The following is a 17331-nucleotide window of genomic DNA, read 5'->3' on the forward strand; positions in this document are numbered from 1 at the left end:
CAAGGAGTTGAGACCCCATGCTGCCGAGAATTGCCGTTGTCGAAGACGAAGAAGCGTTGAGCGTTCTCCTGCGATACAATCTTGAGGCCGAAGGCTTCGAGGTTGATACCATCAATCGAGGCGACGAAGCCGAAATCCGCCTGCAGGAGCGCTTGCCGGATCTTCTCATCCTGGACTGGATGCTTCCGGGCGTGTCCGGCATAGAATTGTGCCGCAGATTGCGACAGCGTTCCGAAACCGAGCGTCTGCCGATCATCATGTTGACCGCGCGCGGAGAAGAAAGCGAGCGGGTCCGGGGCCTGGCGACAGGTGCCGACGATTATGTGGTCAAGCCGTTTTCGACGCCGGAACTCATGGCCCGCGTCAAGGCGATGCTCCGCCGGGCCAAGCCCGAGGTTCTCTCGACGCTGCTGAAATGCGGCGACATCGAGCTCGACCGCGAAACCCATCGCGTCCACCGCAAGACCCGCGAAGTCCGGCTGGGACCGACGGAGTTTCGCCTGCTCGAGTTCCTCATGTCCTCTCCTGGCCGGGTCTTTTCGCGATCCCAGTTGCTGGACGGCGTCTGGGGACACGATATCTATGTCGACGAGCGCACCGTGGATGTCCATGTCGGACGTCTGCGAAAGGCGCTGAATTTCTCCAACATGCAGGATGTCATCCGAACGGTGCGCGGCGCAGGCTATTCCCTGGAAAGCTGATCGCAAATGGTCACCGCGGTCCGCACGTGTCAGCCTCGCTGAAGCGCGAGATGGGCACCGAGACCGACAAGAATGCCGCCGCCAAGCTTTTGTACAAGCCGCTGCACCCCGTTCGATCTGCGAAGACGGCGTGTCAGGGCGCCGGCCATAAGCACGCAGACGATGTCTGCCGATGAAAACATCAGGTTGACGATCGTCCCCAGAACGAGGAATTGCGCCCAGGCCGGCAGCGTCGCGGATGCATCCACGAACTGCGGCAGGAAAGCGACGAAAAATATCGCGGTCTTCGGGTTGAGGACTTCGACCGTTATGCTCTCGATGAAAGCGCGGCGTCCGGACTTAGGCCCTATCGCGGGCAGCGCCGTTTCCCCCTCGGTTTTTCTCCTGAACAACGAGATACCGAGCCAGATCAGGTAAGCGGCGCCGGCCAGTTTGACCACCATGTAAAGCATGGGGACGGCATGAAACAGCACCGACAGCCCTGTGGCAGCCGCCACCACATGAACATAGCAGCCCAAGTGGATGCCGAGCGACGCCAGCATCCCGCCACGGCGGCCATGCGCCATGGTTTGGGCCGCCGCATACAACATTGCCGGACCGGGAATATACGCGAAGATCGCCGTCGTGACGAAAAAGGTGAGCAACAGTTCGGTGGACGGCATCTTGGGTCTCCGGCTGACGCAGCCTTTCTACAGATCATTCCCGCGATACCATAGTTTTCAAACTGTGCCTGAGGCAACCAGAAACGAAAAAGTCCTGCAGAGGTCATCGGCAGGACTGATATCGGCTCAAATTGTTCTTTTCACCGTGTCCGGCGACGTTCCGCCGATGGCTGATAGGCGAGCTTGGCATGGAAGGTGCAGTAGGGCGACGTGTCCGGGGAATCGTTGCCGCAAAAATGAAACTCGTCCTTCATCGGATCGCCGATCGGCCATTTGCAGGTTCGATCGGTCAACTGCGTCAGGACCAGGCGGCGCGACATGGGAAGCACGACATTGCCCGCCGGAGCTTCCTTATACTGTTCGACAGTTTCGATTTCGGCGTCCTGCGCCATGACGGCGGCGTCTTCCTGACGTGTCATCGGTCGGGCGGCTGGACGCGTTGAGGTGGTGTATGCCTGGGGACGGGGAGCGATGACTGGCGCCGGGCGCTTAGTGCGTGTGGCGGTCGTTGTGCTGCCGCCTGCCTTTGCGCGGCCGGGCAGGCATAGGCGGTGCACTTTGCCGATCACCGCATTGCGACTGACGCCGCCGAGCTGTGCAGCGATCTGGCTTGCGCTCAATCCTTCAGACCATAACTTCTTCAGTCTTTCGACCCGCTCGTCAGTCCAGTTCATGGTCATCTCTCCATTCACAGCGTTGGTGATGGCCGAATCCTCCACCGAGCTCCGGACAGACTCCGAAGCTGAAACGCGATAACACTTTTGGTGACTAGGTCCGCCGCATGCGTTCTAGTAATTAAATATTAAGGTAGAGCCCGTGGGACTCCCTGACAAGAGTCCCGCGAATCCGACCGAATCGATTTTCAGGTTTTCCCCAACTTGCTTGATATGCGTGGCCTTTTTGCAAGCACCAAGTTTGGAAAAAAACCTGTAACCGCACGGCCGTCCTCGCGTCCGAAAAGCTTGCATTTGTTGACATTGCATTGCGGAATGAAGATAGTGGCGCCGCCGCCGAAAGGCGGCATTTTGATTTCCTGAGGGCCGGCGACGGCCCCTTCGCCAACGCTAAGCAATCACCGCGATGATTGAGGAGACCTGCGCCATGGCCCAAGCCACGCCGCTCTATGACACATATGCCCGTGCACCCTTGCGGTTCGAACGCGGTGAAGGCGTCTGGCTGATTGCGGAAGACGGTACCCGCTATCTCGATTTTGCAGCCGGCGTCGCGGTCAATTCACTCGGCCATGCGCATCCGCATCTCGTTTCGGCATTGAAGGATCAGGCCGACAAGGTCTGGCACCTGTCCAATCTTTACGAGATACCGGGGCAGGAGAGCCTCAGCCGCCGGCTGACGGAAGCGACCTTCGCGGATAAGGTCTTCTTCACCAATTCCGGTGCAGAGGCGCTGGAATGCGCCATCAAGACGGCGCGGCGGTACCACTTCTCGAAAGGGCACCCGGAAAAGTTTCATATCATTACCTTCGAAGGCGCCTTCCACGGAAGGACGCTTGCGACCATCGCTGCCGGCGGTCAGGAAAAATACCTCGAAGGCTTCGGTCCCAAGGCGCCCGGCTTCTATCAGGTGCCTTTCGGAGACATGTCTGCCCTGAAGGATGCGATCACCGAAGAAACGGCGGCCATCCTGATCGAGCCGATTCAGGGGGAGGGCGGTATCCGCGTCGTGCCAAAGGAATTCATGCAGGAACTGCGGTCTCTCTGTGACGAATACGGCCTGTTGCTGATTTTGGACGAGGTTCAGTGCGGCATTGGCCGCACGGGCAAGCTGTTTGCCCATGAAAGCGCCGGCATTACTCCCGACATCATGGCCGTAGCCAAGGGGATTGGCGGAGGCTTTCCGCTCGGAGCCTGCCTTGCGACCGCAGAGGCCGCATCCGGCATGGTCGCCGGAACGCATGGCTCTACATACGGCGGCAATCCGCTCGCCATGGCGGTCGGCAATGCTGTTCTTGACATCGTTCTTGCCGATGATTTCCTCACGCATGTCCGCGACGTAACGCTGGTCCTCCGCCAGGGCCTTGCCTCGCTTGCCGATCGCTTTCCCGACATCATAGAGGAAATTCGCGGCGAAGGACTTATGCTCGGCATCAAGGCGAAGATACCGTCTGCCGATCTCCTGAAGGCGATCCGCGCTCAACATTTGCTGGCGGTGCCGGCCGGTGAAAACGTGATCCGCCTGCTTCCGCCGCTCGTAACGACGGCGCAGGAGGCGCGGGAGGGATTGGCACGGCTTGAACGCGCCGCCGAACAGCTGACCATGGAACGACGACAGGCCTTCGCCTGAGTATCGTTCCCTCCGCTGAAACACAGGACTGCGAATTAGAATGGCCAGACATTTTCTCGATCTTTCCGCAATGACGTCGCAAGATCTCCGGGCGATTATAGACGACGCCCGCATCCGCAAGGCGGCGACCAAGGCAGGCACCGCGGAGAAGCCGCTTGCCGGCAAGATGCTGGCGATGATCTTCGAAAAGCCTTCGACGCGAACCCGCGTCTCTTTCGATGTCGGCATGCGCCAGCTCGGCGGCGAGACCCTGTTTCTGTCCGGCACCGAAATGCAGCTCGGACGGGCTGAAACGATCGGCGACACTGCCAAGGTGCTGTCGCGCTACGTCGATGCCATCATGATCCGTACCACCGATCACAAGCGCCTGCTGGAACTGGCCGAGCATGCGACCGTACCTGTCATCAACGGTCTCACCGATCTGACGCATCCCTGCCAGATCATGGCCGACATCATGACTTTCGAGGAACATAGCGGCCCGGTTCAGGGCAAGACCATCGCCTGGACTGGTGACGGAAACAATGTGCTGCATTCCTTCGCCGAAGGCACGGCCCGTTTCGGATACCGTATGAACATGGCCGTGCCGCTCGGGTCCGAGCCGGACGACAGGATCCTCAACTGGGCCCGCAACAATGGCGGCGACGTCAAGCTCTATCATGATGCCGAGCAGGCGGTGGACGGAGCGCACTGCGTCGTTACAGATACCTGGGTATCGATGAACCAGGAACACCGGGCGCGCGGCCACAATGTCTTCCAGCCGTTCCAGGTCAATGCGGCCTTGATGGCCCGGGCGGACAAGGACGCGCTGTTCATGCATTGCCTCCCGGCCCACCGCGGCGAAGAGGTGACGGACGAGGTGATCGACGGCAGGCAGTCGGTCGTCTTCGACGAGGCAGAAAACCGTTTGCACGCGCAGAAATCGGTTCTTGCCTGGTGTCTCGGCGCTCTTTGAGGCCATGGCCCGGCGCATATTGAAAATCCGGCTTTGAACCACGATTTAACATCTCAATGGACGACCGGCAGAAGAGCCCCTCTTTTGCGGGTCGTTTTCGTTGACAGGGCTTGTGGTCATGCGCCGTGCGCGGCGAGCCTTTCTGTGCTGTTGGGTCTTTTTCCGTCTACGAACTGGACAAATCGGCTCGGCACGGGATCAATAAGAACAATCGATAGCGCTGTCCGCACGGCTCTTGACCGGCGGTGGAGCGATGACGGGGCCAAAGGAGAAGAATGATGACGGATACCATACCCGGCCTCGGCCAGTTCGACTTCGCCGGTGACGACCACGTCGTGCCTTTCCAGGTGGAGGGCCTCGACGTGCGGGGGCGTGCCGTGCAACTGGGGCCGATGCTCGACGCCATTCTTGAACGTCACAATTACCCGCTGCCGGTCGCCCGTCTCGTTGCCGAAACGGTGGTTCTGACGGTTTTGCTCGGCACGTCGCTGAAATTCGAGGGCAAGCTCATCATCCAGACCAAGAGCAGTGGCCCGGTCGATCTGGTCGTCGCCGATTTCGCGACGCCGGATAGAGTGCGCGCCTATGCCCGTTACGACGAGGAAGCCCTGTCTCTTGCCGAGCGGAACGGCCTAACCAAGCCGTCGGATCTTTTGGGAGAGGGGATCCTCGCCTTCACCATCGACCAGGGTGAGCATATGCAGCGTTATCAGGGCATCGTGCCGCTGGACGGCGCTTCGCTTGAAGAAATCGCCGGTGTCTATTTCCGCCAGTCGGAACAGATCCCCACCAAGGTGCGCCTCGGTGTCGCCGAGTTGCTGGATCGCGACGAGGACGGCAAGCCGCGTCATCGCTGGCGCGCCGGCGGCATGGTCGCGCAGTTTCTGCCGGAGGCGGCAGAACGCATGCGCCAGGCCGATCTTCCCGGTGGCGATGGCGACGAAGACGATGACTCTTTCGAGGTGGATGATCTGTGGGGCGAGGCTAGCGTCATGGTTCAGACCATCGATGCCGACGAATTGACCGATCCGACGGTTGGAACCGAGCGGCTTCTCTACAGGCTGTTCCACGAACGGGGCGTCAAGGTCTATCCACCACAGGCAGTCTACGACAAGTGCAGTTGTTCGCGGGAAAGACTGCGCGATGTCCTGGCAAGCCTTAGCCAGGAGGACCTCGATCATGCGGCCGAGGATGGGAAGGTGTCGGTGACTTGCGAGTTCTGCTCGACGACTTACCGTTTCGAAGCAACGGAAGTACGTCCGCAGTAAAAACCGGAACCTCAGTTCAGCGTGCGCGCCTGACCTGGAGAATCGAGCGAGAAGGCGGGAATGTCCACAAGGAACGTCTCGCCTTCCACCGTCTCCATCGAATAATGCCCGAACATCACGCCGGACGGCGTGTCGAGCGGGCAGCCGGACGAATACTCGTATGTGTCGCCCGGACTGAGCACCGGCTGCTCGCCGATCACGCCGGGACCGTTGACTTCATCCACCTGACCATTTTCGTCGGTAATGTGCCAGTAGCGCGTCATCAGTCGCACCGTTTGCTTCGAGAAATTGGATATCAGGATGCGGTAGCCCCAGACATAGCGGCTGTCGTCCGGATCGGACTGCTCCTCCAGGTAATAAGGTTCGACCGTTACCTCTATGTCGCGGGTCAGCGCGCGATACATTTGCAAGTCCCTTCAAGTCCAAGGCCCGCAGTATAGAGCGAGATGGTTTCTTGAAGAATAACGGCGGCTTGTCCTGTACAAATAAAGGACAGACAATGTAACGACTGTCACCCTGATGAGCAGTGTCTCTCATCGCTGTCGCAACAAGCCCGCCCTGTTGGCGCGGGCCTGTTGAAAAGCATGGCCTCAGGCGTGAGCAGCATCCAATGCCCGTGCAAAATCCTCGATCAGATCTTCGCTGTCTTCGATGCCCGCGGAAAAACGCACGGTGCCGGGAGAAATGCCAAGTTCGGCACGCGCTTCATCCGTGAGGTTCTTGTGCGTGGTCGTTGCGGGGTGTGTGATGAGGCTTTTCGAGTCGCCGAGATTGTTGGAGATCAGAACAGTGTCCAGCGCGTTCTGCAGCTTGAAAGCAGCATCCTTGCCGCCTTTCAGCTCGAAACAAACCAGCGTAGAGCCGCCCTTCATCTGGCGCGCGATGATATCGGCCTGCGGATGGTCCTTGCGCCCCGGATAGATCACCTTTGCAATCTCTTTCCGATCGGCGAGAAAATCGGCGATACGCGCCGCATTCTCGCTTTGCTGGCGCACGCGCAAGGGCAGCGTTTCGATACCCTTCAGCAGCGTCCAGGCGTTGAAGGGCGAAAGAGCCGGTCCCGTATGGCGGAAATAGTCGTGCAGATGCTCGTTGATCCATTCCTTGTCGGACAGGATAACGCCACCGAGGCAACGACCCTGGCCGTCGATATGCTTGGTCGCGGAATAGACGACGATATGCGCACCGAGTTCCAAAGGCTTTTGCATCAGCGGCGTGGCAAAGACATTGTCGACGATGACCTTGACGCCAATAGCATTCGCGATTTTTGCCACGCCTTCGATATCGACAACTTCGAGCGTCGGGTTGGTCGGGCTTTCGAGAAAGAAAACCTTGGTATTCGGTTTGACGGCCTTTTCCCAGTTTTCGAGGAAGCGTCCATCGATCAGCGTGAATTCGATGCCATATTTCGGCGCCAGCGTCTCGACCACCCAGCGGCAGGAGCCGAACAGGGCGCGTGCAGCAACGATATGGTCGCCGGCCCTCAACTGGCAGAGGATCGCCGCGGACACCGCCGCCATGCCGGACGCCGTCGCGCGCGCATCTTCCGCGCCTTCCAGCATGCACATGCGCTGCTCGAACATGTCGTTGGTGGGGCTGCCGTACCGGGCATAAATGAAACCGTCGGTCTCGCCCTTGAAGCGGGCTTCGGCGGCTTCCGAGCTGTCGTAGACGAAGCCCTGCGTCATGAATATGGCTTCGGAGGTTTCACCATGGTTCGAACGGGTCGTGCCACCATGGACGAGCTGGGTCGCGGGGCGCCAATTTTTGCTCATTTCCGTCTCTCTCAACACAAAAAAACCGGCCGCGAAAAGCAAGCCGGTTTCAAACCCGGCCTTTTTAGCTATTTGTTTAACGTGGCTGCAAGCCGACCGGCCAAATCACCACGGGATAAGTCAGTATTTACTTATAAGGTGCGCTTGCGTCAATTCCCTGGGGCAAGAAGATATGTCACAGGGACAATCCGGTTCAATGATACATCGGCTGCGGCAAAAAGGAAGATGGGAATGACGAGGCAAACCGGCATTCTGGCCGATCGCGCGATCGGCGCGCTGTTTGAGATGGCGCGATTGAAAAGCGAAGCCAGACTGGACAGCGATCAGATCCAGCCGGCAAGCCTTGATCTGCGCCTGGGCTCGAAGGCATTTCGTGTGCGCGCCAGCTTCCTTCCCGGTCCCAGCCATCTTGTTTCCGACAAACTCGACCGGTTGAAATTACACGTCATCGATCTCTCCGAAGGCGCGGTGCTCGAAACCGGTTGTGTCTACATCGTACCGTTGATGGAAAGCCTTGATCTCCCACCCGGCATGTCGGCCTCGGCCAACCCGAAAAGTTCCACCGGCCGCCTCGACATCTTCACCCGCGTCATCACCGACCGCGCGCAGGAATTCGACAAGATCCCGGTAGGCTATTGCGGTCCGCTCTATCTCGAAATCAGCCCGCGCACCTTTCCGGTGATCGTCCGGCGTGGCTCGCGCCTGTCGCAGATCCGCTTTCGCATCGGCCATGCCCTGTTGAGCGAGGCCGAAGTCCTGTTGCTGCATGAAAGCGATGTCCTGGTCGCAAGCGAAACGCCGAATGTTTCCGGTGCCGGCATTGCGCTGTCCATCGATCTGAAGGGAACCGGTGCGGATGGACTTATCGGCTATCGTGGCAAGCACCACACAGCCGTCGTCGATGTCGATAAGAAGGCCGAGCACGGAATTTTCGATTTCTGGGAGCCGCTGTACAGCCGGGGTGCAGACGAGCTGATTCTTGATCCCGACGAATTCTACATTCTCGTCTCGCGTGAGGCCGTGCATGTCCCTCCGCTCTACGCCGCCGAGATGACGCCGTTCGATCCGCTGGTCGGCGAGTTCCGCGTGCACTACGCCGGCTTCTTCGATCCCGGCTTCGGCCACGCTTCGGCCGGTGGCAAGGGCAGCCGGGCCGTGCTCGAGGTGCGCAGCCATGAGGTTCCCTTCATCCTGGAGCATGGCCAGATCGTCGGACGGCTGGTTTACGAGCATATGCTGGAACGGCCCGAGGGGCTGTATGGTCTCAGCCTCGGTTCCAACTACCAGGCGCAGGGACTGAAGCTTTCCAAGCATTTCCGCGCTGAGTAGGATTTGCGATTGCATCTTGCCTTGACAGTCGAGGCAGCTTGATGGAAACGTCAGCTCGTTGCGGGTATGATGTAGTGGTAGCGTATTAGCTTCCCAAGCTAAATGTGCGGGTTCGATTCCCGCTACCCGCTCCAGCCTTTGTATGGCCTGTTTGGTTGCTGATGATTAGCTCACCTGGCCGTGGCGAATTCGGCCCGTACTGGCGCTATTTGCCGCTTCCTGTCCGAAGCTTTTCCCGAGCTGAGCTCGCCAGCCTGTGATTGGGGTGACGCGCAAGAAAGAGCCGGAGCGCGTTCGCGTTTCCGCTTTCCATCGCAGCGCGGAATTCTTCCTCAACGGCAATATCCCCGTCCCGCGCAGGCAAAACGGCAGACTTTCCGGCTGCCGATGCAAATGATGGAGCATCATTGCAGATCGTCAAAATCGCGATGCCGACCAATACAGCACAGCGAAGGGCTAAATGATGCGACATTGTTCTCATTTCAATTCCCTTTTTCCAGAAAAGTATGACAGACTTATAGTGTTGAGGTCAAAAATTTGAGTACGGCCAAAAAATTTTAGAGTCGAATTTCCGGGATTTCGTGATAGTTTGGTGGTGTTCAATACCATTGTTCAAGTTTTTCCATTTTGGCCTGGCTGATATTGAAGTTTCAGCTCAGAAGCAGATAATTTAAGATCGAGGGGGGAATATGACCACAGTTGTCAGTGCAACGCCGACAGGCGATGAATATATCGATGGCGTGTTGTACGGCACGCAATGGGGCGGACCTATTACCTATAGTTTCGCCGATAATATTTCCGACTTCGGTCCAAGTTATTCGCATACGATCGGCGGATTTCAGCAGATCAGCGCGACCCAACAGAATGCTATTCAATCCATTCTTGAAGGAAACGTGGCCAGCGGCACGGCTTTGTTCACCTACGGCTCCTTCGAGCAGGTTGCAAATCTTGATATATCGCTTGCTGCGGATCCGTTCGGTGCGTCCGACGTCACGATTGCGCAAACCAACACATTCGACGGGAGCAACCTGTCGACAGCGCGCGTCGCCGATTTCCCCGAACTTGATCAAAGGTCGTCCGGCGGCGATGTCTGGTTCGGCGATGACTACGCATCCTACCGCACACCGGAGGTCGGAACCTATTCATGGATGACGCACATACACGAGCTCGGCCATGCCGTCGGTCTCAGTCACGGGCATAATGCCGGGACAAGTATTCCGGGATTTCAGTTCGCCATCCCCCATGACCGCGATTCCACTGAATTCTCCGTAATGTCATACCGGGCATATATTGGAGACCCGCTCTTTGGAGGCTCTTCGAATGAAACCTACGGTTACTCCCAAACCTTGATGATGTACGACATCGCCGCTTTGCAGCATCTCTATGGCGCTGATTTTACGACAAATTCTTCCGATACTGTCTATACTTGGTCTGGAACGACCGGGGAAATGTTCGTGAACGGTGTCGGTCAGGGCGCACCGGGCGGCGGCATTGGCGGCGCTGCCAACCGTGTGTATCTGACGATCTGGGACGGCGAAGGCAGGGACACCTACGACTTCTCGACCTATACGGAAAACAGCTTCATAGACTTGGCGCCAGGAGCCTGGTCGCTGGTTTCGCAGGTACAGCGGGCCAATCTCGGCGAAGGCGCTTATGCCAATGGCAATGTCTACAATGCCTTGCAGTATGATGGCGATGTGCGCTCCCTGATCGAAAACGCTGAAGGCGGTAGTGCGAATGACGACATCGGCGGCAACGCGGCCGCCAACGAACTGTCCGGAAACGATGGCAATGACATTCTCGTTGGTCAGGCGGGATCCGACAATCTTTTGGGCGGGGCGGGGACCGACACACTTTATGGGGATTTCAGGACGCCTGCAGTCAACTATTCCGGTACCGGGCTTTTCACTGAAAACCAGGATCCCACTAACAGTACGCGCGAGACGGCACGCGATATTACCGCCGCAATCGGCTATCGCGCCGACGTCGATATCGAGCACTCCGACGTCAATCCAAGCGTGAAGATAAGTGCAACGGGAGACGGCAGTTTCGACTGGTTTGCCTTTAACGTGACCAGGGCCGGCCAGATCACGCTCGATATCGATGGATCGATGGACAGCTTTATCGAGCTTTACGACGCGACAGGAACGCGCATTGCTTTTAACGAGGATTCCTCTACCGATGCAGGTGACAGCACCACGCAGAATGTGGATTGGAAAAGCTTCATTTCCTACACCGTCACGACACCAGGCACATATTTCGTCAAAGTCGGTGTCTATAGCGGTGTTGGCAGCGGAGGTCCCCCGGGGGCCGTGATTCCTGTCGGAACGGCCTACACGCTGGGTATTGTCCTACCGCTCCCCGTCGATTCAACGACCGCAGGATTCGGGAATGATACGCTGAACGGCGGTAGCGGCGCGGATGTCATGTTCGGCGGCGCGGGCAACGACATCTATGTCGTGGACGATGCGGGAGACGTGGTTACCGAGACGACCGGAGCGGGCATCGACGAGATCAGGTCGTCTGTCACGCGAACACTCAGTGTGAATGTCGAAAAGCTGACGCTTCTCGGTTCCGCAAACATCAACGGTTCGGGGAACACCCTGGGCAACCTGTTGGTCGGCAATGCCGGAGCCAATATTCTCGATGGCAAGGCCGGGGCCGACACGCTTCAGGGGCTCGGCGGCAACGATATCTACCAAGTCGATAACGCGTCGGATGAGGTTTTTGAGGCGGGAGGACAGGGCTCCGATACGGTCCAGACAACGGTGAGTTATACTCTCGCAGCCGGGCAGGAGATCGAGACGCTACGGCTCCTCGGAAGCACGGGTTCAACGGCACTCAATCTGACCGGCAACGAGTTCGTCAACACGCTCATCGGAAATGCCGGAGCCAATATTCTCGATGGCAAAGCCGGAGCCGACACGCTTCAAGGTCTCGGCGGCAATGATATCTATCAGATAGACAATGCGGGCGACATTGTAATGGAGTCGGCCGGACAGGGGGCCGACACTGTGCAGACAGCAGTGAGTTATACGCTTGCTGCCGGTCAGGAAATCGAGACGTTGCGGCTGCTCGGCAGTACGGGCTCGACGGCGCTCAATCTGACCGGCAATACCTTCGGACAGACGTTGATCGGCAATGCCGGCGCCAATATCCTCGATGGCAAGGCCGGCGCTGATACGCTTCAAGGTCTCGGCGGCAACGATGTCTATCAGATCGACAATATCGGGGACACGGTGCTCGAATTGATCGGGCAGGGTGCCGATACCGTGCAAACGGCCGTCAGCTACGCGCTTGCGATCGGCCAGGAGATCGAAACGCTGCGGCTGCTTGCAAGTACGGGTTCTGCGGCGCTTAATCTGACCGGCAATGCGTTTGGACAGTCGCTGATCGGAAATACGGGTGCAAATACGCTGAACGGCGGGCGGGGGAAGGACACGCTCATCGGCGGGCAGGGCGATGACACCTATTTTTTCAACACAACGCTCGATGCAGCAACCAATGACGATACCATCGTCGGCTTCTCCGGCGTGGCCGGCAATAACGACACGATTGCGCTTAGACAAACTATTTTCGCCAATCTTTCGGCTGGCTCGCTGAATGCCGCAAATTTCATCGCCACGTCGACGGGAGCGGCACAGGATGCGAATGATTTTATTGTCTACGACTTGCGAGATGGCGCGCTCATCTATGATACAAACGGCAGTGCATCTGGTGGTGACATCGTTTTCGCCCGTTTGTCCGGCATTCCAACGCTGACGGCAGCAGACTTTGTGATCGTTTAGCACACGGCGCAACCTGTCTCCGCCATGGGACAGGTTGATCGCTCTTCAACCGATCAATTGGCGGGCGGGACCTTGACGTTGCGCGCCCTCAGACCAGGCGTCGTGTTGGTTCTATTTCTGGGCAACAGGAAGATGCGGGGTTTTCTTCCAGGAAAATGGATTGGTGTTCAATTCAATGACCGCTTTCCAGGCTGCAATCGACATGACCAGCCAATAAACCGGCACGAACACCCAACGCCATCCCAGCTTCCGCAACTCACCTTTGTCCATTCGGCTACGACCCAGCGAAACAAAGACCGCGTAACTACCGAAAATATTGACGATATCGACGACAAACAACCAGAAGGCCAGCGTGCTGTCCGTATGTGTTCCCTCCTGAAACATCAGCCATGTCAGATAGCCCAGGAAGCCTATGATGATCGGGTGAGACAGCGATGAAAGAAGCATGCCGCCGATCAGGATCTGGAAAACGGCGAAGCCGGCCCATCCGATTTCGCCAATCAGTTTCATTGGCTTGCGCATCAGTACCAGCCAGGTCTGCAGCCAGCCCTTGAACCATCTGCTTCGCTGACCGATCCAGACGTTCAGCTTCACCGGCGCATCTTCCAGCGTCGGCTTGTAGATGACGCGGGACCGGTAACCCATCCGGTGCAACCTGAGGCCAAGGTCTGCATCTTCTGTCATGTTGTAGGGATCCCATCCGCCGATCAGCCTTAACTCCTGCGTCCGGAAATGGTTGGACGTGCCGCCCAGCGGCAGCGGCAGATCCGTCTGGGACAGCATAGGCAGCAAGCCGCGGAACAGGCCTGCATATTCCAGCGCAAACAGTGAGCTTATACCAACCGTCACTGATTAGAACCCTTGCGCCCATTTGCGTCGGCCGATTGACATGATCTTCCATGGTCGTTGCTGGAGGGTTCTCCAAGCGTAGCAGCAGTGGTCGACGATATCCTCGTAGGATTTGAAGACTCGGTTTGAGAGCCAGTTGTCCCTCATGAACTGCCAGATGTTTTCGACCGGGTTCAACTCGGGCGATTTGGGCGGCAGTGGCAGGATGGTGATGTTTTCTGGAACGACGAGATTGTTGGACATGTGCCATCCGGCCTGATCCATGATGAGGACGGCGTGTGCATGAACGGCGACGTTGCGGGATATCTCGATCAGGTGCTGGTTCATGGCATGGGTGTCGCACCACGGCATGACGAGAGCGGCGGCCTTGCCGTGCTTGGGACAGATGGCACCGAAGATATAGGCCGATCGGGTTCGCTGGTCGTGCGGCGCGGACGGCCTTGAGCCCCGCTTGGCCCAACGACGCGTGATCTTGTTCTTCTGGCCTATCCGGGCTTCGTCCTGGAACCAGATTTCGATTACTTTGCCCTTGGCGGGACCTGCGGCGATTTCTGCCACAGCGGCGGGGAAGTTTTTTTAAATGCCTCGGCCGCCTCGGCATCCTGCGCATGATGTCTTGGGCGAGCCGAGAGCTTGCGATAGCCCATGGCACGCACTTCGCGGCCCAGGGTCTCCTCGCTCACCGAGATGCGGAACTCTTCCCAAATCCATTGCGCCAGATCACACAGACGCCAGCGAACGACTCCATCCAGATACGGGGTCGGTCCGCGCTCTATGGCTTGCGCCAAAGCCGTTCGCTGTTCATCGTTCAGGAGAGAAGGTTTGCCCGGGGCCTTGCCGTTGATAAGGCCGGCGGGACCGCGTTCATTGAAGCGCACCACCCAGTCGCGCACGATCTGAACCGTCACACTGCCAAGCCGGGCGGCATCGGCGCGTGAGCCGCCATCATAGATCGATGCAAGTGCCAGAAGCCGCCGTGCCTGATCGGCATCGCGTGTCTGCCGAGCCAGAAGCCGCAACCTGGCTCCGTCGAAGTCCGATCGCAAAGAAATCGCTGAACCCATCACAAACCTCCAGTTTGCATCACAGATTCAGATTCGTTGGCTGCTGGGAATCCCCTTCAGAGTCATGCTCACTGACGGTTGGTATTAGCCAGGATTGCTGACCATTGGTGACAACGAGGGGCGCCTGCAGGCAGATCACCTCTGGTGATGCTGCCACAAAGGCGGCATAGGCCTCGCGCAACTGGCTAGGATGCGGCCTGTCTTCCGCGTCGTAAACAGTAACGAAATCTCCGCGTACGCCGGGAAGAGCATAGCTCAGCGCCTTCGGCTTGGTCCTGGGCATATGAACGGGGACCAGCACGATTTCGTATTCCGACGAGAGCGCCAGCGCCTGAAGCGTCATGATCGTCTCGTGATCGTCCTCTTCGCAGATCAGTTTGATATCGAGCCGCGCGCGCGGCCAGTCGATCCGGTCGAGGGCCGAGATGAGTTGCGCCGCGACTGCCTTCTCCTTGTAAAGTGCGATCAGGATTGAATAGACCGGGAGAGGCCCTGCGGTTAGGTCTCTCTTTGGCGGAGCCGCGGCGCGTTCCACGATGGACGAGCAATTCAATGCGTAAAGGCGGATCAGAAAGTTTGAGACAAACAGAAGCGTCAAGGCAACATGCAGGGCCAGCAAGCTCGTCATCGGCAGCACGATGCCCATGACGAGCATGCTGTAGAGCGCGATACCGGCATAAAAGCCTTGTTTACCCCAAAAAGTGATGCGGGCGCTCTGGACGGGTCTCGTTTCAAAAAGATGCCGCGTGGTTGCTGTTACGCGCCGCAACCGCCCGGCCTCCCAGGCGGCCTTGCGTACAGCCGAGGGTGTCGATATCGCAAGCAATCCTTTCAACTGTGGTGTCCGCCGTAAAATCGCGCTCAAGTGGCCTAGCTTTGATAGCGACGGGACGACGACGGTAATGGGCGGTTTGCTTGCATGATGAATTCGCAGGGTCTCCGGCCGAACGAGCTGCGTATCGAGCATGTCCATGTCCTGTACGCGATGCGCGTCGATTTCAGCCATGAAATTGAGGTCGAGCATCTCGGCCACCGCTTCGAAATAAATGGCTTCGTCGATTTTTCCGCAGGCGAGAAGCTCTTCCTCGACCGTAGTGCCGTGGTCGGCTGCCCGAATGGTTGCTTGTGCGATGAGTGGCTTGCCGATGCCCATGCGCAACAGGAGCCGCCCTTCCTGCAAGAGAGCCGGCGCGAATTTCGTTATCGCCGCTGGCTTTGCTTTCCCGGCAGCGGTCTCATTTGCAGTAGCCATTCCGGACTTGTCCGGATATTCTCCGAGACGCATGCAATCCCCATGCCGCCCCCGCGGCAATTGCCCAATTTCCGTGGGATGGATCATAATGGTATCTGGAATTCGCGCACCCCTAAAAATTAAGGGGATTTTAACCATTTGCGTGTCACTGGTTGTATCTTTTTTGGGTGTATCACACGCTGCGGAAAAGGCAGGAGAATTGCCTGTTCTGTTCGACCTGCGCGAGCGGATCGCCCGGCCAGACCTCAGTGGTTTGGCCCGGCTGCGCTTTCTGACGACGGTCGATTTTCCGCCCTTCAATTTCATCGATCAGTCCGGCCGGCTGGCGGGGTTCCATATCGACCTGGCGCGCGAAATCTGCCGCGAACTGGAAATCGAAGACAAATGTCAAATTCAGGCCGTCACCTTTGGGGAGTTGCAGCCCGCGCTCGAAGGCGGGCAGGGAGAAGCGGTGATTGCCGGTATCGCCACCAAGGCGGAACTTCGCCAGAGCTTCCTTTTTTCCCGCCCTTACCTGCATCTCCCGGCACGGTTCGCAGCCAACCGGCAGGCGATGGGTGAGGATATGACGGTGAACGGTCTGAACGGAAAGCTGATCGGCACGGTCGCAGGCACGACACACGAGGCCATGCTGAAGTCCTTTTTCCCAAAGCTGGATATTGCATCTTTTGCGGACCGGCCTGCAATGCTTGCGGCGCTCAGACAAAAAAAGGTCGCTGCGGTCTTTTCTGATGGCATGCAGCTTTCCTTCTGGACTGCCAGCGCAGAAGCGGCCGGCTGTTGCGCCCTGCTGGACGGCGCCTATGTCTCGCAACGGTTTCTGGGGGAAGGTCTGTCGATCATGAATCGCAGGAATGAGCCTGCCCTGACCCAGGCCATCGACCACGCTCTTCTAGAACTTTCCCGGAAAGGCCGCCTGAACGAAATCTATTTGCGCTATTTTCCCGCGGGATTGTTTTGATACAGCTGCCGACGAGCGTTACTTGCGAAAGCGGGCAATGGCGCTCCGCTCGATCGCGGCGCAGGTGAGTTTGTCGAGATCCAGCCGATCCCTCAGAAGCTGCAGGAACCGAATTTCCTCGTTCCGGATCGCATGGTCGGCTGCTGCGACTTCCACGGCAAGGGCATACGCCGTGTCGTTGAGACGCGCCGGCAGCGCCTCGCGCACCACCTCCAAGGCGATATCCAGCCCTTCGGCCCCATCGAGCAAAGCCGCACAGTCACGCGCCGTCGGGATCAGGCGTTCCCTCGCAAAGTCTCTGAAGATCGGCAAAAAGCGGGTCAGACTGCCGATCCTCTCCAACTCGTCATCCGCCATGGTCTTATCCACTGCCGACATCATGACCATGACATAGATGAGGGCTTCATGGTGGCTCAGATGGTCTGGCAT

The 17331-nt window shown here is 58.1% G+C and carries 15 protein-coding genes, 1 tRNA gene and 1 riboswitch; of the genes, 8 read left to right on the top strand and 8 right to left on the bottom strand.

The features are described 5' to 3' along the window. The first annotated feature begins 17 nt into the window (after positions 1-17). On the top strand, positions 18-701 hold the full coding sequence (phoB, locus tag PY308_RS03750; RefSeq protein WP_275788301.1) for a phosphate regulon transcriptional regulator PhoB: 684 nt from the start codon (positions 18-20) through the stop codon (positions 699-701). Between the two features lie 29 nt (positions 702-730). Here phoB and PY308_RS03755 read toward each other — a convergent pair whose 3' ends face one another. After that, a complete protein-coding gene (locus tag PY308_RS03755; protein WP_275788304.1) occupies positions 731-1363 on the bottom strand; it encodes a LysE family translocator in 633 nt (210 codons plus the stop codon). A gap of 140 nt (positions 1364-1503) precedes the next feature. Then, entirely contained in the window at positions 1504-2037 is a 534-nt protein-coding gene (locus PY308_RS03760; protein WP_275788306.1) for a GcrA family cell cycle regulator, read from the bottom strand. Positions 2038-2464: 427 nt separating this feature from the next. On the opposite strand from PY308_RS03760, the gene PY308_RS03765 reads away from it, so the two are divergent. The 3 genes from PY308_RS03765 to PY308_RS03775 all read left to right on the top strand — a co-directional run bounded on the left by PY308_RS03765 (position 2465) and on the right by PY308_RS03775 (position 5884). Then, on the top strand, positions 2465-3664 hold the full coding sequence (locus tag PY308_RS03765) for an aspartate aminotransferase family protein (RefSeq protein ID WP_275788309.1): 1200 nt from the start codon (positions 2465-2467) through the stop codon (positions 3662-3664). A 40-nt stretch (positions 3665-3704) separates the two neighbouring features. Then, positions 3705-4616 (top strand): ornithine carbamoyltransferase, encoded by a 912-nt coding sequence (argF, locus tag PY308_RS03770; protein ID WP_275788312.1) that lies wholly within the window; start codon positions 3705-3707, stop codon positions 4614-4616. A gap of 278 nt (positions 4617-4894) precedes the next feature. After that, positions 4895-5884, top strand: a complete 990-nt coding sequence (locus PY308_RS03775; protein ID WP_275791007.1) for an Hsp33 family molecular chaperone — start codon at positions 4895-4897, stop codon at positions 5882-5884. 11 nt (positions 5885-5895) lie between these two features. Here PY308_RS03775 and apaG read toward each other — a convergent pair whose 3' ends face one another. Both apaG and PY308_RS03785 read right to left on the bottom strand, forming a co-directional pair. Further along, positions 5896-6288: a Co2+/Mg2+ efflux protein ApaG gene (gene apaG / locus PY308_RS03780; protein ID WP_275788315.1), complete on the bottom strand. Its 393-nt coding sequence runs from the start codon at positions 6286-6288 to the stop codon at positions 5896-5898. A 186-nt stretch (positions 6289-6474) separates the two neighbouring features. Then, on the bottom strand, positions 6475-7659 hold the full coding sequence (locus PY308_RS03785; protein ID WP_275788318.1) for an O-succinylhomoserine sulfhydrylase: 1185 nt from the start codon (positions 7657-7659) through the stop codon (positions 6475-6477). A 43-nt stretch (positions 7660-7702) separates the two neighbouring features. Then, positions 7703-7781, bottom strand: a riboswitch (SAM riboswitch). A 109-nt stretch (positions 7782-7890) separates the two neighbouring features. Between PY308_RS03785 and PY308_RS03790 the strand changes: the two genes are divergently transcribed. The 3 genes from PY308_RS03790 to PY308_RS03800 all read left to right on the top strand — a co-directional run bounded on the left by PY308_RS03790 (position 7891) and on the right by PY308_RS03800 (position 12776). Then, positions 7891-8988 carry a 2'-deoxycytidine 5'-triphosphate deaminase gene (locus PY308_RS03790; protein ID WP_275788321.1) on the top strand — a complete coding sequence of 366 codons (1098 nt, stop codon included), beginning with the start codon at positions 7891-7893 and terminating at the stop codon, positions 8986-8988. Positions 8989-9048: 60 nt separating this feature from the next. Further along, positions 9049-9122, top strand: a tRNA-Gly gene (locus tag PY308_RS03795). A 555-nt stretch (positions 9123-9677) separates the two neighbouring features. Beyond that, on the top strand, positions 9678-12776 hold the full coding sequence (locus PY308_RS03800; protein ID WP_275788324.1) for a M10 family metallopeptidase C-terminal domain-containing protein: 3099 nt from the start codon (positions 9678-9680) through the stop codon (positions 12774-12776). Positions 12777-12887: 111 nt separating this feature from the next. On the opposite strand, the gene PY308_RS03805 is transcribed toward PY308_RS03800, so the two are convergent. From PY308_RS03805 to PY308_RS03815, 3 genes are all read right to left on the bottom strand, one after another. Beyond that, positions 12888-13625, bottom strand: coding sequence for a glycosyltransferase family 2 protein (locus PY308_RS03805; RefSeq protein ID WP_275788325.1), 738 nt, complete (start codon positions 13623-13625; stop codon positions 12888-12890). A 3-nt stretch (positions 13626-13628) separates the two neighbouring features. Beyond that, positions 13629-14689 (bottom strand): IS630 family transposase gene (locus PY308_RS03810; protein WP_275782665.1). Its coding sequence is split into 2 segments (ribosomal slippage): positions 13629-14197 and positions 14197-14689, totalling 1062 coding nucleotides; the frame shifts between segments, so codons are not numbered across the junction. A gap of 19 nt (positions 14690-14708) precedes the next feature. Then, a complete protein-coding gene (locus PY308_RS03815; protein WP_275788328.1) occupies positions 14709-16079 on the bottom strand; it encodes a glycosyltransferase in 1371 nt (456 codons plus the stop codon). Here PY308_RS03815 and PY308_RS03820 point away from each other — a divergent pair. Further along, complete coding sequence (locus PY308_RS03820; protein ID WP_275788330.1) at positions 16030-16902, top strand: transporter substrate-binding domain-containing protein; 873 nt, start codon at positions 16030-16032, stop codon at positions 16900-16902. The two genes, PY308_RS03815 and PY308_RS03820, sit on opposite strands and share 50 nt — an antisense overlap. An 18-nt stretch (positions 16903-16920) precedes the next feature. Here PY308_RS03820 and PY308_RS03825 read toward each other — a convergent pair whose 3' ends face one another. Next, positions 16921-17331 carry a tellurite resistance TerB family protein gene (locus PY308_RS03825; RefSeq protein ID WP_275788333.1) on the bottom strand — a complete coding sequence of 137 codons (411 nt, stop codon included), beginning with the start codon at positions 17329-17331 and terminating at the stop codon, positions 16921-16923.

The organism is Pararhizobium gei, assembly GCF_029223885.1.
Taxonomy (GTDB): Bacteria; Pseudomonadota; Alphaproteobacteria; order Rhizobiales; family Rhizobiaceae; genus Pararhizobium; species Pararhizobium gei.